The sequence below is a fragment of the Vibrio sp. JZG10 genome (genome assembly GCF_054064075.1).
This window is the reverse complement of the sequence record NZ_JBSUGE010000019.1, coordinates 41,414-67,827: the sequence shown is the minus strand read 5'-3', so window position 1 is coordinate 67,827 and position 26,414 is coordinate 41,414. Positions and strand designations below refer to the sequence as shown.

Sequence of the window (26,414 nt, the reverse complement as noted above, 5' to 3'; positions counted from 1 at the left end):
TTTTATTGTTTAGACTGAGAGCCTAACAATGCAATAGCTCGTTGAATATCAACATTCAAGTTGTTTATCCAACGATTGTAATTGCGATGGATTTTGCCATCACTGGCTTTTAGATTTACTGAGTTGAGATAAATAATTGAGTAATATTTGTTGTTATATGGAATTTTTACTTCTGCAAAGTGTTTACGAACGTGAATTTTTGCAATAAGAACGCCTGGGCTTACTTCTTCAATCGTCCAACCTCGGTTGGTTGCCGATTGCACAATGGCCATTTTTACTTGTTTATTTTGAAGATCATAAGCAACTGGAGTATCCTCCACATTCATTACAGGTTGTACTCGTCCACAACCGACAAGAAGCAAAGTTAATAATAACGAGACATACAGCTTAAAACGCGACATGATAATTTCCTTTTTTATTATGACTTTGGGTAAAGCCCAATTTGTATCGAGCTGTAAAATAAACAATTTAACCCAATATGCCAAACTCGAAGATCAACATTTCGTTCAATATTGATGCGTGGACAGCGAATTCATTCGGTTTATCCGAATCCAATGAATGGAAACAATGGGCAACAGAGATAAAATGGCCAGAAGATGGCAAAATCAATGTTGCAGATATTCCTGCGATGATGCGCAGAAGAATGAGTCCACTTAGCAAACTGGCAGTGCAAACGGCAATCGAATTTCTTAATCAACATCAGGTTGATTACCTCGTATTTTCGAGTCGTCATGGCGAATTGCATCGCAGTGTTGCGTTAGTTAAAGATATTATTAACGGTGAAGAAGCGTCTCCGATGGCTTTTTCTCAGTCAGTGCATAATACCGCCGCAGGGCTTGCCACTATTGCAACCAAACAGCCCATCCCTCTCACTTCGATCGCTGCGGCAGAAAACACATTCCAAAGTGCAATATTAGAAGCATGGCTGTTTTTGTCCGACAATCCTGACAAAAAAGTCCTGCTTGTTGATTTTGATGAGCCTATGCCTGACTCTTATTTAGAATATGAAAACCAACAATACCAAGGGTTTGGACTCGGCTTGATACTTTCTCATGGAGATGGCTTCACGGTGCAAAGCGGCATCAGTGCAAAATGCTCAAACCACCCGTTGCCACAAGGCTTAGCGTTTTTGCAACACTACTTGTCAGATGAAAATCAGTGGACTATTCACGCTCCGCAACAAATTTGGGAATGGCACAAGCAATGAGTCGCTTAAATCAGTATTGGCGTGTGCTAGCAACCGGCTTTTGTTTTTCAGTATTTGGGTTAGGTGGTTTAGCACTGAGCTTCATTGTTATTCCGACTATTCGTATTTTCGTTTCGGATCAAACCGAACGTGAATATAAAGTTCAAGGTGCGATTCGATATTCATTCAACACCTTTTGTAAATTGATGAAGTTAAGTGGAGCAATCGATTACGAAATTATTGGTGCCGATATTCTTCAACAAGATCGTAATTGTTTAATTGTTGCCAACCATCCTAGTTTAATCGATTACGTTCTCATCGCTTCACAATTAAATCGCTGCGACTGTTTAGTAAAATCGGCAATATGGTCGAATCCTTTTATGAAGCACATCGTAAAAGCAGCCGGATATATTCCCAATGAAGCGCCGGATGATTTATTAGCACTTTGTGATAAACGGTTTAACAAAGGCAACGTGTTGCTTATATTTCCTGAAGGGACAAGAACAACACCAGGTGTAGAACCAAAATTACAACGCGGCGCTGCGCAAATTGCGGTAAGAACAGAACGAGATTTAAGGGTTGTCCATATTACGGTAACGCCAAGTTTCCTCACAAAAGAGAAAAAATGGTATCAAGTACCGGCAACAAAGCCTTTTTTCAGGGTTGAAGTTAAGGATAAAGTTGAGATTGACCCTTTTATAAAGCAAACTACGTCGCCGACAATAGCGGCGCGACGCTTACAACAGCACCTAGCTGAAAACATTTTTCCAGAAAACTTTTATTAATAAGCAGGTCCCAGTGGAACAGTTACACAACGACATTAAGCAACTTATTATTGATGCTTTAAACCTTGAAGATTTAACCGTAGATGATATTGAAACGGATGCACCACTTTTTGGTGATGGACTTGGCTTAGATTCTATCGATGCACTTGAGCTAGGACTCGCAATTAAAAAACAATACAACATCGTTATTGATGCCGACGACTCTAACACGCGCGAACACTTTGCTTCTGTAGCAAACCTAGCGAAATACGTTTCTTCTCAAACTAATGAATAAGTTGTAGGTATATTCATGACTGATGTAAATAAAGATCAAGTATTTGAACAAGTTAAAGATGCGCTTGTTGAGCTGTTCGAAATTGACGCAGCCGACATTCAGTCAGATGCGCACTTATACCAAGATCTCGACCTTGATAGCATTGACGCCGTTGATTTGGTCGTACACCTACAGAATGTCACTGGCAAAAAAATCAAGCCAGCAGAGTTTAGTGCTGTAAGAACCGTTGACGATGTGGTTAACGCCGTCACTGAGTTATTGAAGGAAAGTTAATGCGCCAATTGCTGACTGGTCTGTCTGCAATTGTACTGTTTGCCTACCCCTTCGCCGTCTATTTCGGTATAGATAAATTTGGCTTGAACTTAGTCGGGGGCTTGTTAATTGCTGCGTTACTTTTGCGTGTTTTCGTCGCAAATAAGACCCCACTAAAAGAGTTTAAATTCTTGGCGCTCGTCACGGGCGCTGTTGGCATTGTTCTAATTACGCTTGGCATGGTGTTTAAACAACACGGGTGGCTTCAGTTTTACCCTGTAGTTGTCAATGTATGTATGCTGTGTGTCTTTGGACTGAGCTTAAAACAGCCGCAATCGATCATAGAGAGGCTTGCTCGCTTGCAAGAGCCCGACCTTCCAGCTAGTGGCGTGGCTTACACTCGCAAAGTGACGATGGTTTGGTGCGTTTTTTTTACGCTCAATGCTGCCGTTGCGCTCTATACCTGTTTCCTACCAGTAAAAATATGGACGCTTTATAACGGCCTCATCAGCTACTTACTTGCTGGTGGCTTGTTCGCTGGAGAATGGATCGTGCGTCAATTTGTTCGAAAGGAACACTAATCGTATGAATACAACGTATTCGAGCTTTACCTCCCTAGCGACCTTGTTCATCGCAGAGAGGTCTGAGCAATCCCCTGTCTCTTACGATCGCGACACAGTTATCACTTGGGGTGATTTCCAGCAGCACGTTGCAACACTTGCTCGGCAGTTAGAAACCCAACCAACGCAAAACATTGCGTTGTGTTTTAGCAACAGCTACCTGTTTGCCGTTGGCTTTTTTGCTTGTTGTCACGCAGGAAAATCCATTGTATTGCCTGGTAATTACCAACCAGAAGCACTCAAAGAACTCAGTGAGCACTACGATTTATTGCTGCACGATGCCGATGTCTCGGTTCCAGAACAGGTGAGTTCACTCCTAGTAAAAGCTCAATCATTGTCAGACATCACCTTGATTCACGAGCAACAGGTAGAACAACCTTTTGTTTGGCGTGAATTGAATCTGGCAAAAATACCAGTAACACTATTTACTTCTGGTTCAAGCGGCAAACCAAAAGCCATTGCAAAAACGCTGAAACAGCTCGATATCGAAGTGTCTATTCTAGACAACCTATGGGGCGACACGGTTGCCAACACACGCGTTGAAAGCACCGTCTCTCATCAACACATTTACGGCTTGCTGTTCCGCGTATTGTGGCCTTTGTGCTCTGCACGTCCATTTTCAGCACACAACCTTGAGTTCCCTGAGCAAATTGTCCATCACGCCGATACTGACACCGCGCTAGTAAGCAGCCCTGCGTTACTAAAACGACTCAGTGAAGAGCATAATCCGGTTGCGATTCGGTGCGTATTTTCTTCTGGTGGCCCCCTGCCAAACCAAGCCGCGCAACACAGCCAGTTGTTGTTTGGGTCACTTCCTATTGAAGTCTTTGGCAGCACAGAAACCGGCGGCATCGCTTACCGTCAGCAGCACGTAGCCAGCACTCCTTGGACGTTATTCCCTGGTGTTGAAGCCGAGCTTAACCATGAAAATTGTTTAAAGCTCCGCTCGCCACACATTGATGAAAACACTTGGTACCAAACTGCGGATGAATGCTATTTCCATGATAGTATTTCTTTTGAATTGCTTGGACGCACTGACCGAATCGTCAAAGTCGAAGAAAAGCGTATTTCCCTTGTCGAAGTGGAAAAACGTTTAGAGCAATTGCCGTGGGTTCAAGAAAGCGTGGTGATCCCAATGGAAGAGTCTGGTCGCCTCACGTTAGTCTCGATCATCGTACTTAACGATAAAGGCGGTGATGTGCTTGATGAACTTGGTAAAGGCAAGTTTTGGCTTGAACTTCGCAAGGCACTTCGCAATTGGTTAGAACCGATCGCTATCCCGAGAAAATTCCGAGTGGTCGACGAAATTCCATTGAACAGCCAAGGCAAACGCCAAGTTGCTGAAATTGAAAAATTATTCCAATAAAGCTAGTAACATGGAAAAAAGAAAACCAACTATTCAGAATATTGAAGTGAGTGACCACACCGCAGAGCTGTCGCTGCGTGTGGATGCTGACATCTTAGATTTCCAAGGTCATTTCAGTCACTTCCCTCTTTTACCCGGCGTCACTCAAATTGACTGGGCGTTGTTCTACGCCGTTCAATATTTGAACACTCCCAAGGTATTTAAAGGAATGGAAGTCATCAAATTTCAAGAGCCGATTCTGCCAAACACCGACGTTTGTCTCTCACTCTCTTGGGACAATGAGCGTGAGAAATTGACCTTTAAGTACACATCGAAAAGCGGTGAAACCTTGGTGACTCACTCGTCAGGAAAAATGAAACTGGGTGAGTCACGTGAGTAATTACCGTCCCTGCTTTTTAATTCCTTGCTACAACCACGGCAGCACAATTGCAGACGTGGTTGCGTCGTTATCCTCTTTCGCTTTGCCAGTGCTGGTCGTGGACGACGGCAGCAATGAAGACACCAAACAAGCGCTTTCAGCTTTGAGTGAGCAAGGGCTGATAAAACTGATTAGTTTGAGCGAAAACCAAGGTAAAGGTGGCGCGGTAATGGCTGGCCTACATCAAGCTCACCAGCTTGGTTTTACGCACACCATTCAAATCGACGCAGACGGTCAACACGACCTAGAAGCACTACCCAAATTGCTCAGCGCCAGCGAAACAAAACCAGATAACCTGATTTCTGGCCAACCGATATACGACGAGAGTGTACCTAAATCCCGTTTGTATGGTCGCTACGCTACGCACATTTGGGTGTGGATAGAAACCTTGTCACTGTCTATCAAAGACAGCATGTGCGGCTTCCGCGCCTACCCAGTGGCGAAAACGGTCGCCGTGTTGAACAAGGACAACATCGGCAAACGCATGGATTTTGATATCGAAATTCTGGTGCGAATGTACTGGGAAGGGGTCGATATTGATTTTGTTCCAACTCGCGTGATCTATCCTGAAGGTGGCATTTCCCACTTCGACGCATTGTGGGATAACGTCAAGATAAGCTGGATGCACACTCGCCTATTTTTTGGCATGTTGCCGCGCATCCCTTCGCTACTCGCCAGAAAGCGCCATCACACAGACGACAGCAATGCCCACTGGTCGAAACGAAAAGAACAAGGCACGATTTTAGGCATCAAAACCTTGCTTGCGGTTTACCGCTTGTTCGGCAGAAAAGCGTTCGACCTGATTTTGAAGTTAGTCATGCGCTACTACCACTTCACGGGTAAATCTGCCCGTGAAGCGTCTGAGATTTACCTGCAAAACTTGCAGCGCTACGCAGCGCAGCAGAACATCGCACTGCCAAAACAGTTGGACAGCTATCATCATCTGCTTTCTTTTGGGCAAACCATGCTCGACAAACTGGCAGCATGGCAAGGTGACTTTAATGTCGACAACCTAACCATTCACGGCCAACATCATTTCGAAGAGATGGCGCAGAAAAAACAAGGCGTGGTCATTTTGGGCTCGCACCTTGGCAACATCGAACTCTGCCGCGCGCTTGGTCGTCGACATTCTCATGTCAAAATCAATGCCTTGGTATTTACCCAACACGCTGAACAATTTAATGCGGTAATGAAGGCGGTAAACCCAAATTCGGAACTGAATCTGATTCAAGTCAGCTCAATGGGACCAGACACCGCGATTCTGCTTCAACAAAAAATCGAGCAAGGCGAATGGGTAGTGATCGTTGGCGATCGCACTTCCACCGGCAAAGAAAATCGTGTCGTTTGGGCAGATTTTCTTGGTAAACCCGCACCATTCCCGCAAGGCCCATTCATGCTGGCCTCGGTATTAAAAGCGCCGGTTTACCTACTCTTCGGCCTACGCGACGACGAAGCAAACACTCCGCATTTTAATGTGTACTTTGAACACTTTAGTGACCAAATCACGCTACCACGCAAGGAGCGTCAGCAGGCACTAGAACACGTGGTTCAACAGTACGCACAAAGATTAGAACACCACACACTGCAAGCGCCGTTACAGTGGTACAACTTTTTTAACTTCTGGACTTTAAGTAATCAGCCACATGACAAACAACAATAATCACAACATCACTTTTGGTGCCCAATCTTTAACCATCGAAGATGTCGTTGCCATTGCTCAAGGTGCAAAGGCAAACATGAACACCTCGCCAGAATTTATCGCGAAAATCGATCGTGGCGTGGCGTTTCTGGAACGATTACTGAAAGAAGAAGGCGTTATTTACGGCGTGACCACGGGTTACGGCGATTCATGTACAGTGGCGATTCCACCCGCTCTTGTGGATGAACTTCCGTTGCACCTTACGCGCTTCCATGGCTGTGGCTTAGGTCAGATCCTTTCTCATGAGCAAGCTCGCGCGGTGCTGGCAACCCGTTTATGTTCATTGTCGCAGGGCGTATCTGGCGTGTCTCACGATCTGTTGAACCAAATCGTTACGCTTATCAATCACGACATTGCGCCGCGTATTCCACAAGAAGGCTCGGTGGGTGCAAGTGGCGATTTAACGCCTCTGTCTTACCTAGCGGCGACCTTAGTTGGCGAGCGTGAAGTGCTTTACAAAGGCGATGTGCGACCAACACAAGAAGTGTTTGCAGAGCTGGGCATTGAGCCAATTCGCCTAAAACCAAAAGAAGGTTTGGCGTTAATGAACGGTACATCCGTGATGACTGCCCTCGCCTGTCTTGCCTACAAACGCGCAGAATACCTAGCGCAGCTATGCACCAAGATTACCGCGATGGTCTCTGTGGGTATGCAAGGTAACGATTTCCACTTTGATGAAGCGTTGTTTGCGGTAAAACCTCACCCAGGTCAACAACAAGTTGCGGCTTGGCTGCGTGATGATCTCAATGCTGAACGTCCGCCACGCAATAGTGACCGACTGCAAGATCGTTACTCGCTGCGTTGTGCGCCACACGTAATTGGCATGGTGCAAGACTCACTGCCTTGGCTACGTCAATTGATTGAGAATGAACTAAATAGTGCCAACGACAATCCAATTATCGATGGCGACAACGAGCGCGTTCTGCACGGCGGTCACTTCTACGGTGGTCATATCGCAATGGCGATGGACACGTTGAAAGTGAACATTGCCAACTTAGCTGATTTGCTGGACCGTCAGATGGCGCAACTGATGGATTACAAGTTCAATAACGGCCTGCCGTTTAACTTAACTGGTGCAGAAGGCGAGCGAAAACCGATCAACCACGGCTTTAAAGCGGTTCAGATTGGTATCTCAGCTTGGACGGCAGAAGCGTTAAAAAACACCATGCCAGCGAGCGTTTTTTCTCGCTCAACCGAATGTCACAACCAAGACAAAGTGAGCATGGGCACCATTGCAGCTCGTGATTGCCTACGCGTACTTGAGTTAACAGAGCAAGTTGCTGCGGCTTCACTCCTAGCAAGCGTTCAAGCGATTGAGATTCGTCGTCGTCATAACGAATTGGACGAACACCACATGAGTCAGAGTTTGCGAGTAATTCGTGACGCCGTACTGAGCGAGTTTGAATTTGTGATTGAAGATCGCCCGTTAGAACAAGATTTGCGTCATTTTATTGAACGCATTCAGCAACGTCATTGGCCACTCTACGCGGAGGTATAATGCAAGAGCAGGTTCTCTACCCATTAGAAGCGGAGGTGACTATAGTCACCTCATTCCAAGATGCTGACCCGATGGGCGTGATTTATCACGGCAACTTCTTTCGATATTTTGAAGAAGCGCGTCGTGTGCTGATGGAGAAGATCCAATACAGCTATCGCGATATGCAAGACTCTGGGTACATGTGGCCGATCATCGACACGCGCGTTAAATACGTCAAGGCGATTCCGTTTAATCACACCATTCGTATTACCGCACAACTCACTGAGTGGGAAAACCGCTTGCGTGTGGATTACGTGATTTACGACGCCGAAACGAATCAACGTATGTGCAAAGCGCATACAACGCAAGTCGCCGTATCCATTGAAAAGCAAGAGATGTGCTTTGTGTCTCCAGCAGTTTTTTTAGATAAAGTAGAGCAATGGCACAACCATGGGAGCCTGAACTAATGCAAAAGTGGTTACTCTCTTTTTTGCTGATATTTTCTGTTTCAGCACTGGCCACACCGACAGCAAACGTAACAGATTTGGCATCGCTTCAGCAGCAGTTGTCTCAGCATGAAATCGTACGCGGAGATTTTACGCAGCAGCGTCATCTGGAAATGTTTAGTCAACCTTTAACCTCTAAAGGTCAGTTCACACTGAGCAAAACACATGGCTTGTTGTGGCAACAAACAGAACCTTTCGCAGTCAATTTGGTATTGACGGAAAACAAACTTCGTCAAACTTTTGCCGACCAAGCACCGAAAACGATCTCTGCACAAGAAAACCCAATGGCGTTCTACTTTAGTCATGTGTTTTTATCCGTGTTCCACGGGGATACTTCTGCACTGCAAGAACAATTCACACTCGATTTTTCAGTTGAGAACAATCAATGGCAGCTCGTTTTAGTGCCCAAACAGTCGCCATTAAATGCGGTGTTTCAATCCATTACTCTTTCCGGTAAAACGCACATTGATCGCCTAACCCTACAAGAGCTGCGTGGCGATAAGACCGAAATCACGTTTACGAACCAGACCTCTCTACCTCAGGAACTCACGGATGCCGAAGACGCTCAATTCCGTTTCTAAACTCAGTCTCGGCACTCACACCTTTGCTCTGGTTTGGCTCAATCTCGTTGTTTTAGCGGGCGCGTTGCTACTCAAACAATGGGTTTGGAGTGCAGAATCTCCGATTGAGACCAACATTTTAAAACTGCTGCCGAAGAATCAGCAAAACCCGGTGGCTGAGCAAGCCTTTGAGTCGGTCTCGGCAAGTATGAGCGACAAAGTCATTTTCGTGATCACAGCGCCGGACAAAAATGCCCTTTTTGCAGCGGCCGCTGAATTTGATAAGGGGTTACGCCAAAGTAATCATTTTCGCGATGTGGTAGGAAAAATCTCACCTCAAGAACAGCAAGCTTGGGCGAGTTACTACTTTAAGCACCGATTCCAATTGCTGACGTCTGAACAACGAGAACGTTTAAGCCAAAACCCAGAACAGCAAGTGCAGCATGTGATTCAGTCGCTGTACAACCCGTTTTCTGGAGTGACCGGACAAGAGTTACAAAATGACCCTTTCTTGCTATTTCGTGATTATTTAAGCCAAGTTACCCAGCAATCGTCCTCTTTCCGATTGGATAACGGCTATCTGTCCGTCGAAAAAGACGGTGCTCAATACTTGCTTATTACTGCCGAACTAAAAGACTCGCCTTATAGCCTAACTGGGCAGCTTGCAGTCCCTGATATTCAAGCGCTAGAACACAGCGTCGCGCAGAAATATGGCGCTGAAGTCGCACATACTGGCGTTCTATTTTACGCCGACTTTGGTACGCAAAGTGCAAAATCGGAGATCAGTACCATCGGTGTGTTCTCTCTGCTCGGTATCATTGCATTGTTCGTGTTGGTCTTTCGTAGTGTGATGCCACTGTCTCTGGCACTGCTTTCCATCACCATTGGTTTGCTCGTTGCGTTGTCCGTTACGACGTGGATTTTTGGAAAAGTCCATCTGTTCAGCTTAGTGTTTGGCGCAAGTTTAATCGGTGTGTCTATCGACTACGCATTCCACTACCTAACGGAACGTCTTGCGGCGGGAAATGAATGGGATAGCGAGCAAGGGTTAAAGCACATTTTCATAGCGATCACACTGGGCTTAATCACCAGTTTGATCGGCTATTTGGGCATGTTAGTGGCACCGTTTCCTGGTTTGCAGCAGCTTGCGCTGTTTTCATCCATTGGTCTGATTGCCGCTTACATCACCGTGGTGGCTTGGTATCCGATACTGGCTCGTAACCCATCGCGCTCCGTTTCGACTTTACCGGGACAATCACTGTTGGCGAAATGGTTAACGCTTTGGAATCAACCTCGAATTAAAGTCGGATTACCGATGTTATGTGTGGTTGCGAGTGGCTTTTTCTTGCTGCAATTGAACTACGATGACGACATTCGTCTGCTGCAAACGATGCCGAACGATCTCAAGCAGCAAGAAACCTTGATTACGACGCTCAGTGGCATGCAATCTTCTCAGCAAATGTTGGTCGTTACCGCCGACGATGACGAAAACCTAATGAAAAAGCTGGAGTCTTTGACGCCAACATTAGAAGCGTGGAAAGCGGACAGCACCATCGAAAGCTACCAGAGTCTGAGTCGCTACTTGAGCTCGGTGGAGCGTCAGCAACAAGACTATCAATTGATTCGCGATCTTTACGCGACACAATCCAGCCCACTAGCTTCCGGACTGAGCTTAAGTAAAAAGCCTAAAATGGACGCCGACTTTATCCCTGTCACGGTTGATCAGTACTTGCAAAACCCAGTATCAGCGCCTGTGCGTTTTCTCCATTTGGGTAAGATCAAAGGAAAATCTGCAACGGTAGTGGTGTTAAACCAATTGCAAGACTCCGCCGTTGTTAAGGCATTTGCCAAATCGCAGTCTGATGTTGTTTACCTAAACAAAGCAGAAGAAATTTCCGCCCTATTTGGTGAATACCGAATCAAAATCATGGAGCTGTTGGCAGCCGCCAGTACTGTGATCTTTCTGGTGTTAATCAAGCGGTACGGTCTGCAACACAGTTGGCGAGTTTTACTGCCATCATTGATTGCTTGCGCCTGCGGTCTGGCAACGGCTGTCGCGATGGGAACAACATTAAACCTGTTCAACTTGCTTGGCTTGGTGCTCATTCTTGGTATAGGGATCGATTACACTCTGTTCTTTGCCGAGAAAGCCCGCAGTGTGAGCACACTATTGGCGATCACCCTTTCGGCAATCACCACAGTGTTGTCATTTGGGTTGCTGTCACTCAGCCAAACTCACGCAATTCACAGTTTCGGCATTACGGTGTTAAGTGGTATTTTTGTCGCTTGGCTGCTCTCTCCGATTGCAATTAAAACAGAGGAAACGACGTCATGATTTTCAATCACGCCTTTCGCTGCGCGACGTTATTCGCACTGAGCCTGTTTTTAAGTGCATGCAGCTTGGTCCCTCACCAATCGACGCCTCAGGTCGACATTGACGAGCACACCCAAGTTAGCTTGCCCACTCCCGCAAGCTTGGGCTACCAGTTGTCTGCCAGTCAGTTGATTACGGCTTCTTGGGCAATAGATGGTAAAACCACATCTGAGCAACTTCCGGTACAACTGCAAGTAACCAACAACGAAGTGGTGCTAGCAGGCTTCTCATCCTGGGGGACAAGAGTACTGTCATTGTCTTACGATGGAGAACAAATCCAAACCGAAGTACTCAACGGTTTACAAGGTTCGCTACCGCAGCCAGAACAGGTATTATTTAACCTGATGATCACGCTCTGGCCGAGTTCCGCTTGGGAAGGATCGTTAAATGAGGTAAGGTGGCGAATTATTGATAAAAATAATTCTCGCGCCATCTTTGATAGCGACGGTGAAAAGATCATTGAGATTCAATACAGCTCTTCGAACAAGTTAGAGGGTGAGATTGATTTTCATCACCTCAAACATCAGTTTTCAATTTCTATTCAAACACTGCAACATCAGATTAATTAAGAACAATTTAGAATAACAATATGCCTATTCGCTCTTCTCAACCTTTGTATATTCAGGCCTGTGGCTTTCACTCTGCCATGGGACAAGATGACGCGCTCATCCATCAGTGTTTATCGGGAGCGAAGCCATCCAACATGGTGGTTGACCAAGATATTTTAAATTCAGGCCGCCAAACAGTAATCGGTCGAATTGCACAGACGTTACCGCAATTACCGACCGCACTCAGCCAGTTTGATACGAGAAACAACCGCCTCGCACTGTCAGCTTTGCAGCAAATCGAAAGCGACGTGCGTGAAGCCATTGCTAAATATGGTCGTGACCGTATCGCAGTCGTGATCGGCACCAGCACATCTGGCATTTCAGATGGCGAAATCGCATTTGGCGAAAAGCTGGCAAGCGGTGAGTTTCCTGCCGACTACCATTACACCAAACAAGAGCTTGGCAACTGCAGCGATTTTATTGCCACCTACTTTGATTTGAGCGGCCCACATTACTCAGTTTCAACCGCTTGCTCTTCTAGTGGTCGTGTCTTTTTAACCGCGCAACGCCTGATTCGCTCTGGCATTGTTGATGCGGTCATTGTGGGTGGCGTGGATACCATTTGTCGCCTAACGCTAAACGGCTTTAACGGTTTAGAAGCTCTATCCGATACCCTTTGTAAGCCGTTTGACCAACATCGCAACGGCATCAATATCGGCGAAGCCGCAGCATTAATGTTGCTAAGCAAAACACCTGCGCCCGTTGCTCTTCTCGGAGCTGGCGACAGCTCAGACGCACACCATATTTCCGCACCACATCCAGAAGGTTTAGGCGCAGAAGAAGCGATGAAAAAAGCGTTGGCCAATGCAGGACTTACAGCGCAAGACATTGGTTACATCAACGCGCATGGCACAGCAACGCCGTTAAACGATGCGATGGAAAGCAAAGCCATTCATCGCTGCTTTGGTGACTCCGTCCCTGTGAGCTCTACAAAGCCACTTACCGGACACACATTAGGCGCAGCAAGTGCAACGGAAGCCGCGATCGCTTGGCATATTCTCAAGTACAACCTTGATTTGCCAATACAACACTGCGAAACCAAAGCAGACGATATCCATATATCGTTAGTTGAGACGCCAACCAAACTGGGTAACAAAGCGATTCTCAGCAACTCTTTTGCTTTTGGTGGCAATAATATTAGTCTTATTTTTGGTTACGCTCATGACTAAACTTCCTCCCATCGAACAACTTTTGCCACACGACAAACCAATGATCTTGGTCGATCGTGCTTTAGATGTTCAACAAGATACGATTCACTGCCAGGTTGATATCGCAGAACACAACCCGTTCTTCGACTCGGCCTCTCAAACTGTGCCAGCTTACGTTGGCATTGAGTTTATGGCGCAATCTGTCGCGGCGTGGTCTGGTTACCACGCATTAATGAAAGAACAAGCGCCACCGATTGGCTTTTTACTTGGTAGCCGTCGATACACGTCTGAATGCGATACGTTTTCTCGCGGACAGATGCTCGATGTGTATGCTGAAAAAGTTATGGAAGATAACGGTATGGCGGTTTTTTCAGCCCGTATTGAGCTACAAAGAACTGTTGTAGCGACTTGCCAATTGAACGTTTACGTTCCATCAGAAGAAAAATTACAAGAAATGAAAATCAGGATTCAACAATGACCCGACAAGTCCTCGTTACAGGTGCCAGCAAAGGCATCGGTAAAGCCATTGCCGTTCAATTAGCCAAAGATGGTTTCCAAATCATTGTCCATTACATGGGCGATCAACAAGGCGCGCAAGACACCCTAGACACCATCGAACAGCATGGTGGTAGCGGTCGTCTTATCCAGTTCGACATCAGTGACCGCGCAGATTGTCGTGAGAAGTTAGAAGCCGATATCGCCGAACACGGCGCTTACTATGGCGTCGTAAACAACGCTGGCATCACAAAAGATACCGCTTTCCCTGCGATGACCGAAGAAGAATGGGATGGTGTGATTCATACCAACCTAGATAGCTTCTACAACGTTCTTCACCCTTGTGTTATGCCTATGGTGCAAAAGCGCAAAGGCGGCCGAATTGTTACGCTTGCATCAGTCTCTGGCCTAATGGGTAACCGCGGTCAAACTAACTACAGCGCAGCGAAAGCGGGCGTAATTGGTGCAACAAAATCACTCGCACTTGAACTGGCAAAACGCAAAATCACCGTCAACTGTGTTGCTCCGGGGCTTATCGACACAGGCATGGTAGACGAACACGTGAAAGAACACGCGATGCCGCAAATTCCTTTGCGCCGCATGGGAGAGCCACAAGAAGTTGCTGGTTTAGTCAGTTACCTTATGTCTGACATCGCAGGCTATGTAACTCGCCAAGTCATTTCGGTAAACGGAGGCCTAGTATGAGCCGTCGAGTTGTTGTAACCGGAATGTCGGGTGTGACTGCGTTTGGTAACGATTGGCAATCTGTCGAGCCAAAACTGCGTGACTGCCAGAACGCGACGCAATACATGCCTTCTTACGAACAGTATGATGGTTTGAACACCAAGCTCGCGGCACCAATTTTAGATTTTGAACTGCCAAAGCACTACAAGCGTAAACAAGTACGTGGCATGGGGCGTGTTTCCAAATTAGCGACCGTCGCAACAGAAAACGCACTAAGCCAAGCAGGTTTGATTGGTAACGACGTACTCACCAATGGCCAAACGGGTATCGCATACGGCTCATCAACAGGCAGTACTGACGCAATCGGCGCATTTGGTGTCATGCTGAATGAGAAAACCACTAAAGCGATCACCGCAACGACTTACGTGCAAATGATGCCACATACCACGGCGGTGAACGTTGGTCTATTTTTCGGTTTGAAAGGCCGAGTGATCCCAACCAGCAGTGCATGTACCTCCGGCAGCCAAGCAATCGGCTACGCCTACGAAGCGATCAAACACGGCTACCAAACGGTCATGGTTGCGGGTGGCGCTGAAGAATTGTGCCCAACGGAATCCGCTGTCTTCGATACCCTTTTTGCCACCAGTCTGAAGAATGAAGACCCGAAAAGCACACCAAGACCTTATGACTCCGATCGCGATGGTTTGGTGATTGGTGAAGGTGCGGGAACACTGGTTCTGGAAGAGTACGAACACGCCGTCGCTCGTGGCGCGAAAATCTATGCAGAAATCATCGGTTTTGCCAGCAACTGTGATGCCGCACACGTCACTCAACCACAGATGGAAACCATGCAAATCTGTATGGAAATGGCTTTGCAAAACGCGGGCATTCTTGCTGAGAAGATCGACTATGTATCTGCTCACGGCACTGCCACCGACCGCGGCGATATTGCGGAAAGTAACGCAACAGCGAATGCTCTGGGCAAAGTGCCAATAAGTTCACTCAAGAGCTACTTTGGCCACACACTAGGCGCCTGTGGCGCGATTGAAGCGTGGCTAGGTTTAGAAATGATGCACACAGGCTGGTTCAACCCAACGCTCAACCTAAAAAACCTCGACGAGCAATGTGGTGATTTAGACTACATCGCCGGACAAGGCCGAGAGCTGGACGTGAAATATTTGATGAGTAACAACTTCGCCTTTGGCGGCATCAACACCTCCATCATCTTTAAAAAGATGTAATGCCCTTAATAAATGCAAAAGCGCTGGTTAACCAGCGCTTTTTTGTTAGTTGAAGGCAACTGAACGGTGCTTGCAACGATAGATATCAGCAGAAACAGATGTTGGAGTTTGTCCTTCAGACTCAATAATATTAGTCACATGATATCGATTACCACCCGCCATGTAGACTTGGTTAGACAACTCATCAAAAAGAGAGCCTTTCTGGCTTTCTGATACAACTTTGTTTCCAATCACTTTGCACTCATTGTTTTCGACTTCTGCAAACGAGATAGGTTGAACTTCATTTGCACCAGGTAGTAATTTAACTTTCTCAGCTTCTAAACTGATTTTGGCAACCTGGCAGTCATAAAGCTCCGCAACAACACTAGATGGGCGTCCACGGCTAGTATCTAGAACAGTTGCGATATGGTATCGGTTTCCACCAGATGCGTAAGTTTGATTCTTAAGTATACGATCTACATTGTTTGGATGAACATCCTCGATCGTGTAAGAGTCAACCATTCTGCAATTAAGGTTTTTAATTGCAATATCAGTAATTGGGGTAATATTTATAGCTTGGGGTAAAACACGAACTTTGCGTGTGACACACCCACTTAAAAGACTAACAATCAATGCAGTCAAAATTATTTTTTTCATGAGTTTAAGCATCAAAATAAAGCTCATGTAACAGAGCTAAGTTAATACATTTGAGACAAGATCGACAAAGCCCCGACAACTCAAAGAGTTATCGGGGCTTTTGAATAAATGGCACGCCCTATTGGATTCGAACCAATGACCACATCCTTAGAAGTGATATGGTCTTATAATTACCTTAGATTACATTAGATTACTAATTTAAATAAAATCATACATTTGTACCCGATATCACAAGTCACAATATCATTTATGATTACATAAAACTACACTAGATCACCCCACTACTTGACTAATTACTTGACTAACCTTACTGTTAGTCAAGTTGCGCTAGTTTGTGAATTGAGGTAATTGAATGCTTACTGCAAAAGAGGTAGAAGGCTTACAACGAAAGAAAAATCCATATTACGTTTGGGACAAATCACGTGAGAGAGGGAAAGGCCGTCTCGGAGTTCAAGTCATGCCCTCGGGTTCAATCAACTTTAAGTTCCGCTACTTCAAAGACTCAAAAGCTCAATTTATATCTCTTGGGAAATTTCCAGGTATGACCCTTTCCCATGCCCGTGATCTGTGCAAAGAATACAGTGACCTATTATCTCAAGGAATCGATCCAAAAGCCGAGCTAAAGTACCGAGCTGAAGAAAAAGCTCGAGAAGAGCGTGAAGCAAACGAACTTGGTAGCTTTGAGCAATTAATCACACTCCATGCTGAACACAAGAGAATTGAAGGAAAGCGAACTTATCAAGATGAAATGAAAAAAATTGTAGATAACGTATTTCCTTACTTAGATATCAAACGTAAGGCGAAGGATTTTAAAGCTGAAGATTTTATCTACATATTAGCGGTTCCGATTGAAGCTGGGTATGCCGCTAAAAGCAACAAAATACGTTCTATCCTTCATGCCGCTTTCAACTTTGGTCGCTTCTATGACAGTGATCCTGCTTACAAAAACCGTAATACAAAATTTGGTATTTCAGGAAATCCTATCGCAGACATACCTAAGCAGACGTGGGCAGAAAAAGCGAGGACACATTTCTTAAGCTGGGAAGAAGTCGAACGACTACTCTGGGATATGGATCATCGATATGAAGACCTCGATTTAGCTTATCAAACTCGCCAAGTAATAAAACTTTGCTTCTATCTTGGAGGGCAGCGACCATACGAAATCGTAACGCTAGAGTGGAGTGATATTAACTTCAAAGATAGGTACCTAACTGTTCAACAAGGCAACTTTAAAACTAACATTTCCCACGTGATTCCCTTGACCACAACAGCGTTCAAAATCCTTCAAGAGTTAAAGGATAATGCAACGCAAGATAGTCCATACGTCTTTTATAAGAAAACGGAACATCTTGAGCACATGCCCACCAACACAATTGCTCAAGCGCTCTTAACTTATAAATCCCGAACAAAAGAGATTAGACCTTTCATCGGCAGAGACTTTAGAAGAACAGTAAAAACTCTCGGTGCGACAATTAAGCTGTCAAAAGAAATTCGAGATCGCATACAGGGTCACTCATTCTCTGATGTTTCCTCAAAACACTATGATATGTATGAATACTTAGATGAAAAAAGAGCAGCCTTGGAAGCTTGGGAAAAGGTATTGAATGAACGTCTAGGCATGCTCAAGTGCGCAAATGACATATAACTTTCCAACTATCTAGCTCTTTATACACATTGGACTAATCATCCAATGTGATCTTTATTAAGTGCCAGCTCATAGTAAACACGGTTTTGACCCCTTTCAATTCAGGATGCTTTTCCATCAAACTTTGCGGATGGTCGTTTGACCTACATTTTCCAATCAGTGTGGTGTCTATTGTTCTTGGTTCCTGCCAGTTTGTCTGTCTAATGAAGCTTTCTCGCCATTAGTTAAATTGACGAAATAAGGATCTTTGTTTATTTTAATATGGACACTTACCGATTCACTCACGCTACGTGAACACTAGTATTAATAGTCAAGGTAACCAAACAGGTAGAAGACTAGGGGCAGCTCCCATTACTAGTTGATGAGATCTCAATAGAGCCATTGTGAATCCTAATTGAAGTTATCCTATAAGGGAGGCTTCGCTGGCTGTCTTGAGCTAAAAAAGACACTCAGCATGTAATTAGGATATTACTATGCCTATAAAAACACTCCACACTTCTTCTGAAGCTAAAAAACACTACAAAAGCATCTCTTACGAAACCCTATTAGCAAGCTGGCTATTGCAAGATGGTTGGGAAGTATTTATGCCCATGATCGATCATGGCATGAAGACCGATGTGCTTATTTCTGACGGGAACAAATTCTACCGAATTCAAGTAAAGTCAGTAGAATGCTTCGATGAAAACACCGTTGTTACTGACCAATGGCAGAATGCACAGATTGATTACGTAATATATTTCTCAAGATGTTCAAATTGGGGATACATTGCGCCGCCTTTTAGGGGAAAGAGGAAGGTTAATCACCCCGAGCATGTTAGGTTTCACCAACACCCCAAGAACTTTCTCAAAGCTTTTGGTCGGGTTTAATAAACTCTACTTAGGATGAAAAATCGTGAACAGGTGGTCTGTAACATATGACAGACTAACTTTGTTTGCGTATCGACAGAATCGCTTGGTTATCACAAATGGGAATGCGGACTTTGTGACTCGAAAATGCCCCTTTATGAGTTTGCGCAATAAATCGCTGTTCAATCTAGCCAGAATGTCACCTTACATTTGCTTATGTCGCATCACGGAGCAGTAGTGCTCATTTTCTCCCAAACATAAGCAGAAGCGGCTTTCTTTACGAGCCGTTTGTGTCCGCATATTAATGCAATATCACCGAGAGATATCGAACTAGAAACTGTACAAATTATTCCCTCCCGAAAGAACGTGCTCGACCCGATCTTTCATTAGTTGGTAATTTTCTTCTACCGAACGGCCATGCTTTTCTGATGTATCGACCTCTACAATTGGAATATCAAACCATTCAAAAACTTTGTGATATGCTGATTCAACACTATTATTTTGCGTAACCGCATCGCCGTACCACTGAACTGTACCACCTCTGGTCTCTATTCTGTTGTTTATTGTTTCAATATCGGCTTTAACAAAAATGATCACTTCTGGAAGAAGTATTTTTTTATTAATTCTAAGTGTGTCAAAAATTTTTTTGACAATATCTTCTCCAAGCATAATTGTTTGGTAAGCCAAAGTTGAAAATATATATCTGTCTAATATGATATCTTCATCGTTTAATACTTTAGAAACCTCGTTACTCTTCAATAAATTATTTAACAAAAAAAATAGAAATGCACTCTCTTTTGACTCATAGGAGTCAATGACCTTTCTTAGATCATGAGCTTCAGGGACTACCGCATTATGAACGATAGTATTCATTTCTTTCGCATATAGAGAGCTTAATGTTGTTTTTCCACATGCATCTAACCCTTCAAAAACGATAAATTTATTCATCTGTTCCTCATCTAGTATTTTGTGATTATTTATAGCTCCTATAATAAGGAACCTAGATTTATTTTTTGTTAGTAGATTTATGAGATTTCTACAATATCTATATTGGTTTCTTTATATCTTGAAGCAAACGTAATTGGATTAAACTCTATTTGAGAAAGAGCTTTTTCCACACCGCATGAATTAATGCATTCGCTATATTTATACCCAGATTTATTGGCAGTATTTTGGTAAAAGCAACCCTCTGGACTAATCATTAAGTATGATTCTGTCATAGTAGAATTAGACTCAGAATACATAGGTAACCCTAATCCACTATGTCTTTGAACAAAATTATCGAACTGTTCTTTGGAAATTAGTATTTCATTATCACCATAAGGCATGACCTGTAATACTTTCCATTTGTATGGTTTTAGACTAGAAATTAAATTAGAGAAATCCTCTTCCCAATTAAGACTATTAATTACAGTATTAATCTTTGTTTTGATTCCTGTTTGTGACTGTGTAAGGTTCGCTAGAGCATGTGTTAAATCATTAACACCAAAAGAGTTCCCTTTTCGATCGTTTCTTCCTATTTTCATACGTGTACTTAAGTACTGACTGTCAAAGCTGATTCCAATCATGTCTAAAGTATCTTTCGGCAACGGTGATTTTCCATGAATTAGGTAATGTCCATTAGTTATGATTGAGGTTTTAAATCCTTTTTGTTTTGCAAGAACCAAAGCGGTAACGAACGTATTTCCTAACATCATTGGTTCCCCTCCTGCAAAGTTAAGACGAACACTTTCGTACCCCAGCTTTTCTTTTAAGACTGGAGTGCCTTTGATGAAGTAGTCTGCTAGCTTATCCAATAAGTTAGCGATTGCCTGTTCTGAACGATGGAGTTCTTTGGGGCGGCCCCATTTTGCAAAACAGTATTTACAACTGTAATTGCAGACCTCTGTCATGTGCCAATTGATTACGAGTTCTTTTGTTTTTCTAGATTGTGTTGTTGTCATGCTTTTTATACTCAGGTATTCAGATGGCTTCAGTATGATAAAATCGGCTCTGTAGAAAAATGAAAAGCAACATCCCCCCCCATCAAATTTCTTTTTCTAGCGGAAAACGAAACAATAAAAGGACATTCAGTGGCTACTTTTCCAACCTTCGAATCGGTACTTCTTCAAATTGCTAAAGCGCTTGGCGCTAATAGTCAGATGACTTCAAAATCGAAAAGCACGTTTAAATATGTCGAGATGACGATGGATAATTTATCTAATACTTGGGAAAGTATTTTGGGTGATATAGCGGATGCTTTAGGGCTTGATGAAAGAGCGAAAGAAGACCTGATCTCCAATGTTGCAGATGATTACTTGATGCATAAGAACATCGAACTCAATGTTTATTCTTCAAAGGCGTCACAAAGAAAAATCGTTTGGCATTATTTAGCCAGGGTTATCATACCAGCTCTAGCGAGACATACGGTATTTTGGCAAATTGAATCAAAAATGGATGAGGGTATGCCTGGCGGACGGTTTTGGTATCTTCCTGCCGTAGACTCTACGATTGAACCTACGCAGCTTCTTCTCCCTGTACCGCAAGTCTTGAATTGGCTTATCGACTTAATCCAAAACACCAAAACATCTATTGCTAATAATTTAGACAACGATCTAGATAGTGATGATAAATACGAGAAAGTATTAAGGAATCTTTACAACTGGCAAAAAGGCACGAGCACCCCTGAAATATCAAGTATCGAGAAAACGTTTTCGGACAAAGTGAATATACAGTTTTGTGGCTGCTTTGAGCCTGATGAAAAGTCTTCGCAATTTGAACAGGCTCTGGAGTTTATTGAAAAAAAAGGCTTGTCTTATGATGACTTACAGCATGAAATAGCTATTGATTGTGAAGACTTAAAGCTAATATTAAGGAGTGAATGCTCAGCAGCGGAGCAGCAAGATTTTGTACAGAAACTAAAAGTACGATATCAGGCACCAAGCTCTAAAGTGATACGTATGAGGTTGCTGATAGCCAGAGCTATTCAAGAGGGATATGAGCAATTAGTTAAGTATTTAACACCTGAAGTTGATAAGCTATGTTTTGACTTAAATGAAAATAAAACACTTCAGTTAGTTGAACTTTACGACTATGTATATAACCTGACTTTTGAGGCTCATATTCAAAAGGGAAATTTAGGACACCATGAGGAAAATAAGTTTTTTGAAGAACAACTTCCTTCTTTTTTAAGGTACGATTTATTGCGAATTTTTACCTCAGCCAATAACCACAGTATTCCATGGAGCACTACAGATAGAATTAATGATATTTTTAGCCGTTCTGGAGAAGAGGATATATTAGATAATATATTTCCTACGTCTGAATATGAATTTAAAAAAATAAATAAACTTATAAAAGAAGAAGGCGATTATTCAAATAATTACCTTATGCGTAGAGATGTTTTGATAGATAAGCTAAAACAAAATAAAGCTCCATTTAAACAATTGCAGGATATTGATGATTTTGAGGTGGTATATGGAGCTAGAATTATTCAGGTGAATCAATATTCAAATCCTAATATAGTTGACATGATTGTTGAAAGGTTAAAATTTCTAGAAGCCACACCTACTGAGTCGATGAAGCGAATATTATTTGAACTAGAAGCTCATCTACTCCTTAAGAAGTTTGATTCAAAAACCGAAGAAAAGGTATCTGCTTTACTCGATGAGGCGAAAAACTGTGATGATTTTGAATTTTCAAAAGCAAATATACTACGTTATGAAGCACTTCATTATATTGCGCAGAACAAGCTTAAAGAAGCAGAAAAAAATCTAAATTTGGCTATCGATGAATGTAAGAAATACAGCTTTGGAAAGTTTAGAGGATTGTTAGCTAGAGATGCATTCGCATTGGCTATAGCAAACCAAAAACTCATTCCTAATAATCACGAAAAGTACTTTAGAGACATGTACTACTGGGGGGGGCTGAAAGGAGAATCTAATATTTATGACGTTTCGCGTGGGTTACATGAGTATTTTTGGGAAAAGTTATATCAATGCTATCCTAACTATCAACCGCTTTTTGCTTCTTGTTCTAGCGATATGGAAAAGTTTAGTCGTGATTTCGTAGAGTGTATAAAAAATGGACGTTCTATTGAGCTAGTACTAAAAAAACACAAAGCTTTAAAAAAGAAACAACTGAAATATCCACAAGCAGATAGCATCATTTTTCTAATGATGAAGATGAGCTATGAAATGCGTACTAAATTAAATTCTTATAAAAAAATCGATATTGCTAACGAAATTAGTAATGTATTTAGTGCAATGGTTACAGGCATCAGGAAAATCATCGAATTATGGCCAGAAATCGTTAATATAACTGACTTTAAACTCCAGACACCTTTGATGTTAGCTGCAAACAACAGAGATCATCAAACGGTAGAAGCATTACTAAAAGCAAACGCAGATCCGAATCTTCAAGATTTCACGGGTAGAACAGCCCTTCATGCAGCAGCAGCTAGTCGATGCTTAAAATCAGCTTATCTAATACTAGAGCATGGTTGTGATGCAACGTTAATTAACGAAGAAGGTGCAACAGCGTTACATACGGCTACTCGCATGGGCGATCTGCCTATAATTGAACTATTAATTGAAAAGAGACCTGAGCTACTAAAGATTGAAGATTCAAAAGGAATAATACCTGAGCAATTGGCCAGAGAAATTGCCAATAATCCGCTAGCTTACGACGTTCTGAAGAACTTTCTCTTGTCTGAAGGCCGTAGTATTGCCAGACACGAGACTTATAAGAAAATCTTAGAGGTTTTTTAACGGTAGATTTAGTTATAAGTTTCGATTTGAGTTGAAATTTATTTCAGGGTACAAGTATTTCTAAGGATGGTTTGCATGTTATGCTGAAAAAGTGCATAACATGAATCTAACACAACTGGTTGAAGATGGAAGTTTTTGTCCATTTTCTTGAATCTCTGTAACAGTGATAAGCAGAGCCTGATTATGCTTTTGGATACTAAAAGTTATTAATAGGGTGAAAGTTAGTCCGTCGATGTCAAATTAAAAATGTCCATCTTCGAGCTAATTGATGTGGCTAGCTTAGAGCTGCCATAAAGTGTAAAGTTAGCTAAAGCGCAATTGAACGTAATTTCAATCATCGCAGTTTGTATTACCTGTCTTGTGTATAGAACTCTAACTACTGTGGCCAACATTGCTAAGCCGCTAGCCGCTAAAGGTAAGATTCGATGCAATTAAAAAATAGTGATTGCTATTGCAACAACTCTAGGCTTGTTTATTACAATTTTAGCCTTTTGCATCGATAAGGAAGGGGCCTATACGTTAATTGACGTTGTAGGATTTGCTATTCATCTTTCCTGGCTCAAGAGGACCAGATCCCTTTGGGTTGCAAATAAAGAGCACATCATTACCAATCATTTTCTCAATGGGCTCGTGTTGGTGACCTGCTATCCACACTTTAGCCCTATTAACAATGTCATCACTTAAATTAGCATGATAGAAAGGGGCGTATCGGCTCTTTGCGTCTGACTCTCTGGCAAATGAAGCTTTGTTGGGTAGGTGGTGAGACACAACGATATCTACCTTTTCAGGCATATTATCAATGAAGGCATGGTGCATTTCATCGACCAATCTATTGTTCAAGAAATTCATATCGTTCATTAGTAGTTCGTAATTGTATTGCTCTTCTTTATTTAAAGAGAGTAGAGGAAACCACAATGTCCCACCGTAGATCGTAGTGCCATCGATCTCGACCATTTCGTTATCCAAGAAATATAGGTTTGGCGTTTCGTCTGCATGTTTTTTTAAGCGAGGGATCGGTGAATGCTTTATGGCAGAAGCGTATGGTATGTTTGTCACTGACTCTTTGCATTTGTTTGAATACCACTCGTGATTACCACTGATTAAAACAACATTTTTAAAGTGTGTACAAAGGATACGCTTAATATAAGAGACTCCGTGTAGTGCATTAGACACGTCACCCGCAATAATAAGGGTGGCATCTTTGTCGAAGTCAATCCATGTATCACGTCTGATGTTATTGATATCTAGGTGTAGGTCGCTTACTGGAATGAACTTCATGTGTACCTCGCTATAAACCTTACTGATTACAGCGATTGATAATACACAATAATCATTGGTTGTCGTTTAACTGTTGCCAAAACTATTAAGCCCGATTGTAAAACAGCTTATTTCATACATTATCTCTACCCCAAAACTTGCTAGGACTCGACTGTACCTAGAGGGGAAAGCTAACTGAAACCTGACTGTGTTGTGATTATCGACGATAAATGAAACTGTTCTTTGCATCCTCTTAAATCGTTCAGTAACAAGCGTCATCTACTCGACATCAACATACCAGATTGACTTCGCCTAGCACGAAGCTCCCCCTTTACGTACGACAACTAGGAAGAAATTCTTCTCAGTTGCTTTTCAACTCACTAGTTTTCCTTAGTAATTGCTCCCCCCACTCACCGCGACAAATTTCTACCCCTAAGCGTTTCAGAGCGCATCATTTTGGCAATAGAACTAGCTAATGTGCAAAACATGCACGCAGATTATCAATCAACTACCGAGTGTTCCTCGGCAGTTGAACTGTTGCAATTTTTGCAATAGTTGTCTGAGCGATGAGAAAGTTCAGTTGTTGCAGCACCTGCAAAAAATCATATCTGCCCCTGCCCGAGTTATCAATCACATAGGCTGCGTGACGCAACTTGAGTGATGAACTCATTTTTACACCATTATGAGTTACGGAGAAGATGAAGCCTTTCGAAAGTGGTTTGCATTACTCCAAATAATAGTAGTGTAACGCATGATAAATCATACGCTCTGTCTAACTGTTTATGCGTGGAATGAGTAGCTTCGGGACAAAAGCTCGTTAGAGCAAACTAACTAAAGTATTTTAACCTTTATCCTTTACCTTGTTAGTTAGTCGTTCCGCTATCTGTCGTGTCAGCATCAGGTTTTGGTTCGGGTGTGACTTTGCTGGCTTGAACTTGTGGTAATTGCGATGCGGGTTGTTCTTGCCAGCATCCCACACAAGGCTTATTAACCCATGCCCAAGTCTTGCTTGTGATGCAAAGTGGATTTACCCAGAGCAAAGCAGCTACTAGGCTACCAATAACTACAAGGCGCAAGCTAAGCGGAACTTTGTCACGCCAGCTTAGGCCAAGTTCAGCGCTCATCCAGTCACTATTATGCTCAGAAAATACCTTGTAGTGGGCATACCATGAAGACATCAGCACAGGAGGTATAGTTTCAACAGATCGATGTTCTGCTTGCATTTGGCTAAGGTCAGCTCTCGCTTTAGTAACCGAGGCTGCGTCTTGCTCGTTAACTTCACAGTAAATGTGCTCTAGCTTCTTGCTGATATCAGTTAGGCTAACCCCTGTAGCTTCATATTGCGCCTTCAGAAGCTCTCTAGGTTTAAGAATGATTCCGATGATACCTATAATGAGCAACAGCGCAGCCAAAGCTTTGCTGTTGAACTCAGCAAATGCCAAACCAAGTACACCAAAGGACAGCGAAATAATGCTAATAATCGTCGGTAACTTTTCGCAGATATCTAATGACGCAAAATGAAGCTTGGCGCTGTAGAGTACATTGTAATACTCTCTAGCCACTTGCTTCTTTATTGTTTGCTTCGTCATA

At 43.2% G+C, this 26,414-nt stretch carries 26 protein-coding genes; 20 read left to right on the top strand and 6 right to left on the bottom strand.

Features of this window, described 5'->3' with window-relative positions:
* Positions 1 to 2 precede the first annotated feature (2 nt).
* Positions 3 to 401 carry a hypothetical protein gene (locus ACWYVB_RS18925; protein ID WP_005390458.1) on the bottom strand — a complete coding sequence of 133 codons (399 nt, stop codon included), beginning with the start codon at positions 399 to 401 and terminating at the stop codon, positions 3 to 5.
* Positions 402 to 478: 77 nt separating this feature from the next.
* Here ACWYVB_RS18925 and ACWYVB_RS18920 point away from each other — a divergent pair, with 77 nt between their 5' ends.
* The 17 genes from ACWYVB_RS18920 to ACWYVB_RS18840 are packed head-to-tail and all read left to right on the top strand — an operon-like array spanning position 479 to position 15,693.
* Entirely contained in the window at positions 479 to 1,207 is a 729-nt protein-coding gene (locus ACWYVB_RS18920) for a beta-ketoacyl synthase chain length factor (RefSeq protein WP_457529753.1), read from the top strand.
* Positions 1,204 to 1,971, top strand: a complete 768-nt coding sequence (locus ACWYVB_RS18915) for a lysophospholipid acyltransferase family protein (RefSeq protein ID WP_085343439.1) — start codon at positions 1,204 to 1,206, stop codon at positions 1,969 to 1,971. Before ACWYVB_RS18920 ends, ACWYVB_RS18915 begins: the two co-directional genes overlap by 4 nt.
* Before the next feature lie 13 nt (positions 1,972 to 1,984).
* On the top strand, positions 1,985 to 2,245 hold the full coding sequence (locus tag ACWYVB_RS18910) for a phosphopantetheine-binding protein (RefSeq protein WP_005382278.1): 261 nt from the start codon (positions 1,985 to 1,987) through the stop codon (positions 2,243 to 2,245).
* A gap of 15 nt (positions 2,246 to 2,260) precedes the next feature.
* Complete coding sequence (locus ACWYVB_RS18905) at positions 2,261 to 2,518, top strand: acyl carrier protein (RefSeq protein WP_005382279.1); 258 nt, start codon at positions 2,261 to 2,263, stop codon at positions 2,516 to 2,518.
* Positions 2,518 to 3,078, top strand: a complete 561-nt coding sequence (locus ACWYVB_RS18900; RefSeq protein WP_182032652.1) for a COG4648 family protein — start codon at positions 2,518 to 2,520, stop codon at positions 3,076 to 3,078. Before ACWYVB_RS18905 ends, ACWYVB_RS18900 begins: the two co-directional genes overlap by 1 nt.
* Positions 3,079 to 3,082: 4 nt before the next feature.
* Positions 3,083 to 4,483 carry an AMP-binding protein gene (locus tag ACWYVB_RS18895; protein ID WP_457529750.1) on the top strand — a complete coding sequence of 467 codons (1,401 nt, stop codon included), beginning with the start codon at positions 3,083 to 3,085 and terminating at the stop codon, positions 4,481 to 4,483.
* Between the two features lie 10 nt (positions 4,484 to 4,493).
* Positions 4,494 to 4,862 (top strand): ApeI family dehydratase, encoded by a 369-nt coding sequence (locus ACWYVB_RS18890; RefSeq protein ID WP_114322567.1) that lies wholly within the window; start codon positions 4,494 to 4,496, stop codon positions 4,860 to 4,862.
* Entirely contained in the window at positions 4,855 to 6,561 is a 1,707-nt protein-coding gene (locus ACWYVB_RS18885; protein ID WP_457529748.1) for a glycosyltransferase family 2 protein, read from the top strand. The genes ACWYVB_RS18890 and ACWYVB_RS18885 overlap by 8 nt, the downstream gene beginning before the upstream one ends.
* Positions 6,545 to 8,098, top strand: coding sequence for an HAL/PAL/TAL family ammonia-lyase (locus ACWYVB_RS18880; RefSeq protein ID WP_457529746.1), 1,554 nt, complete (start codon positions 6,545 to 6,547; stop codon positions 8,096 to 8,098). The genes ACWYVB_RS18885 and ACWYVB_RS18880 overlap by 17 nt, the downstream gene beginning before the upstream one ends.
* Complete coding sequence (locus tag ACWYVB_RS18875) at positions 8,098 to 8,544, top strand: acyl-CoA thioesterase (protein WP_005396015.1); 447 nt, start codon at positions 8,098 to 8,100, stop codon at positions 8,542 to 8,544. The genes ACWYVB_RS18880 and ACWYVB_RS18875 overlap by 1 nt, the downstream gene beginning before the upstream one ends.
* Positions 8,544 to 9,164 carry a LolA family protein gene (locus tag ACWYVB_RS18870; protein ID WP_104974347.1) on the top strand — a complete coding sequence of 207 codons (621 nt, stop codon included), beginning with the start codon at positions 8,544 to 8,546 and terminating at the stop codon, positions 9,162 to 9,164. The genes ACWYVB_RS18875 and ACWYVB_RS18870 overlap by 1 nt, the downstream gene beginning before the upstream one ends.
* Positions 9,136 to 11,478: an MMPL family transporter gene (locus ACWYVB_RS18865; protein ID WP_258460471.1), complete on the top strand. Its 2,343-nt coding sequence runs from the start codon at positions 9,136 to 9,138 to the stop codon at positions 11,476 to 11,478. The genes ACWYVB_RS18870 and ACWYVB_RS18865 overlap by 29 nt, the downstream gene beginning before the upstream one ends.
* Positions 11,475 to 12,086 carry a DUF3261 domain-containing protein gene (locus tag ACWYVB_RS18860; RefSeq protein WP_047724393.1) on the top strand — a complete coding sequence of 204 codons (612 nt, stop codon included), beginning with the start codon at positions 11,475 to 11,477 and terminating at the stop codon, positions 12,084 to 12,086. The genes ACWYVB_RS18865 and ACWYVB_RS18860 overlap by 4 nt, the downstream gene beginning before the upstream one ends.
* Positions 12,087 to 12,106: 20 nt before the next feature.
* Positions 12,107 to 13,294, top strand: coding sequence for a beta-ketoacyl-[acyl-carrier-protein] synthase family protein (locus tag ACWYVB_RS18855; protein WP_457529743.1), 1,188 nt, complete (start codon positions 12,107 to 12,109; stop codon positions 13,292 to 13,294).
* Positions 13,287 to 13,751, top strand: coding sequence for a hotdog family protein (locus ACWYVB_RS18850; RefSeq protein WP_395208402.1), 465 nt, complete (start codon positions 13,287 to 13,289; stop codon positions 13,749 to 13,751). Before ACWYVB_RS18855 ends, ACWYVB_RS18850 begins: the two co-directional genes overlap by 8 nt.
* A complete protein-coding gene (gene fabG, locus ACWYVB_RS18845; protein WP_104971409.1) occupies positions 13,748 to 14,473 on the top strand; it encodes a 3-oxoacyl-ACP reductase FabG in 726 nt (241 codons plus the stop codon). The genes ACWYVB_RS18850 and fabG overlap by 4 nt, the downstream gene beginning before the upstream one ends.
* A complete protein-coding gene (locus ACWYVB_RS18840) occupies positions 14,470 to 15,693 on the top strand; it encodes a beta-ketoacyl-ACP synthase (RefSeq protein ID WP_457529740.1) in 1,224 nt (407 codons plus the stop codon). The genes fabG and ACWYVB_RS18840 overlap by 4 nt, the downstream gene beginning before the upstream one ends.
* Before the next feature lie 45 nt (positions 15,694 to 15,738).
* On the opposite strand, the gene ACWYVB_RS18835 is transcribed toward ACWYVB_RS18840, so the two are convergent.
* Positions 15,739 to 16,329, bottom strand: a complete 591-nt coding sequence (locus ACWYVB_RS18835; RefSeq protein ID WP_114322627.1) for a membrane lipoprotein lipid attachment site-containing protein — start codon at positions 16,327 to 16,329, stop codon at positions 15,739 to 15,741.
* Between the two features lie 352 nt (positions 16,330 to 16,681).
* Here ACWYVB_RS18835 and ACWYVB_RS18830 point away from each other — a divergent pair, with 352 nt between their 5' ends.
* Positions 16,682 to 17,974, top strand: a complete 1,293-nt coding sequence (locus ACWYVB_RS18830) for a tyrosine-type recombinase/integrase (RefSeq protein ID WP_083148245.1) — start codon at positions 16,682 to 16,684, stop codon at positions 17,972 to 17,974.
* Positions 17,975 to 18,447: 473 nt separating this feature from the next.
* Positions 18,448 to 18,840 carry a hypothetical protein gene (locus ACWYVB_RS18825; protein ID WP_158083931.1) on the top strand — a complete coding sequence of 131 codons (393 nt, stop codon included), beginning with the start codon at positions 18,448 to 18,450 and terminating at the stop codon, positions 18,838 to 18,840.
* 309 nt (positions 18,841 to 19,149) lie between these two features.
* Here ACWYVB_RS18825 and ACWYVB_RS18820 read toward each other — a convergent pair whose 3' ends face one another.
* Together ACWYVB_RS18820 and ACWYVB_RS18815 are read right to left on the bottom strand one after the other, a co-directional pair.
* A complete protein-coding gene (locus tag ACWYVB_RS18820; RefSeq protein ID WP_054395015.1) occupies positions 19,150 to 19,767 on the bottom strand; it encodes a deoxynucleoside kinase in 618 nt (205 codons plus the stop codon).
* Positions 19,768 to 19,844: 77 nt separating this feature from the next.
* Positions 19,845 to 20,762, bottom strand: coding sequence for a viperin family antiviral radical SAM protein (locus ACWYVB_RS18815; protein WP_083148244.1), 918 nt, complete (start codon positions 20,760 to 20,762; stop codon positions 19,845 to 19,847).
* Positions 20,763 to 20,891: 129 nt separating this feature from the next.
* Between ACWYVB_RS18815 and ACWYVB_RS18810 the strand changes: the two genes are divergently transcribed.
* The gene (locus ACWYVB_RS18810; RefSeq protein ID WP_457529736.1) at positions 20,892 to 23,567 is read left to right on the top strand and encodes an ankyrin repeat domain-containing protein; all 2,676 of its coding nucleotides are present in this window, start codon (positions 20,892 to 20,894) and stop codon (positions 23,565 to 23,567) included.
* 519 nt (positions 23,568 to 24,086) lie between these two features.
* Here ACWYVB_RS18810 and ACWYVB_RS18805 read toward each other — a convergent pair.
* Both ACWYVB_RS18805 and ACWYVB_RS18800 read right to left on the bottom strand, forming a co-directional pair.
* A complete protein-coding gene (locus ACWYVB_RS18805) occupies positions 24,087 to 24,845 on the bottom strand; it encodes a metallophosphoesterase (RefSeq protein WP_083148242.1) in 759 nt (252 codons plus the stop codon).
* An 842-nt stretch (positions 24,846 to 25,687) separates the two neighbouring features.
* Complete coding sequence (locus ACWYVB_RS18800; RefSeq protein WP_054702205.1) at positions 25,688 to 26,413, bottom strand: SLATT domain-containing protein; 726 nt, start codon at positions 26,411 to 26,413, stop codon at positions 25,688 to 25,690.
* Position 26,414: the final 1 nt, after the last annotated feature.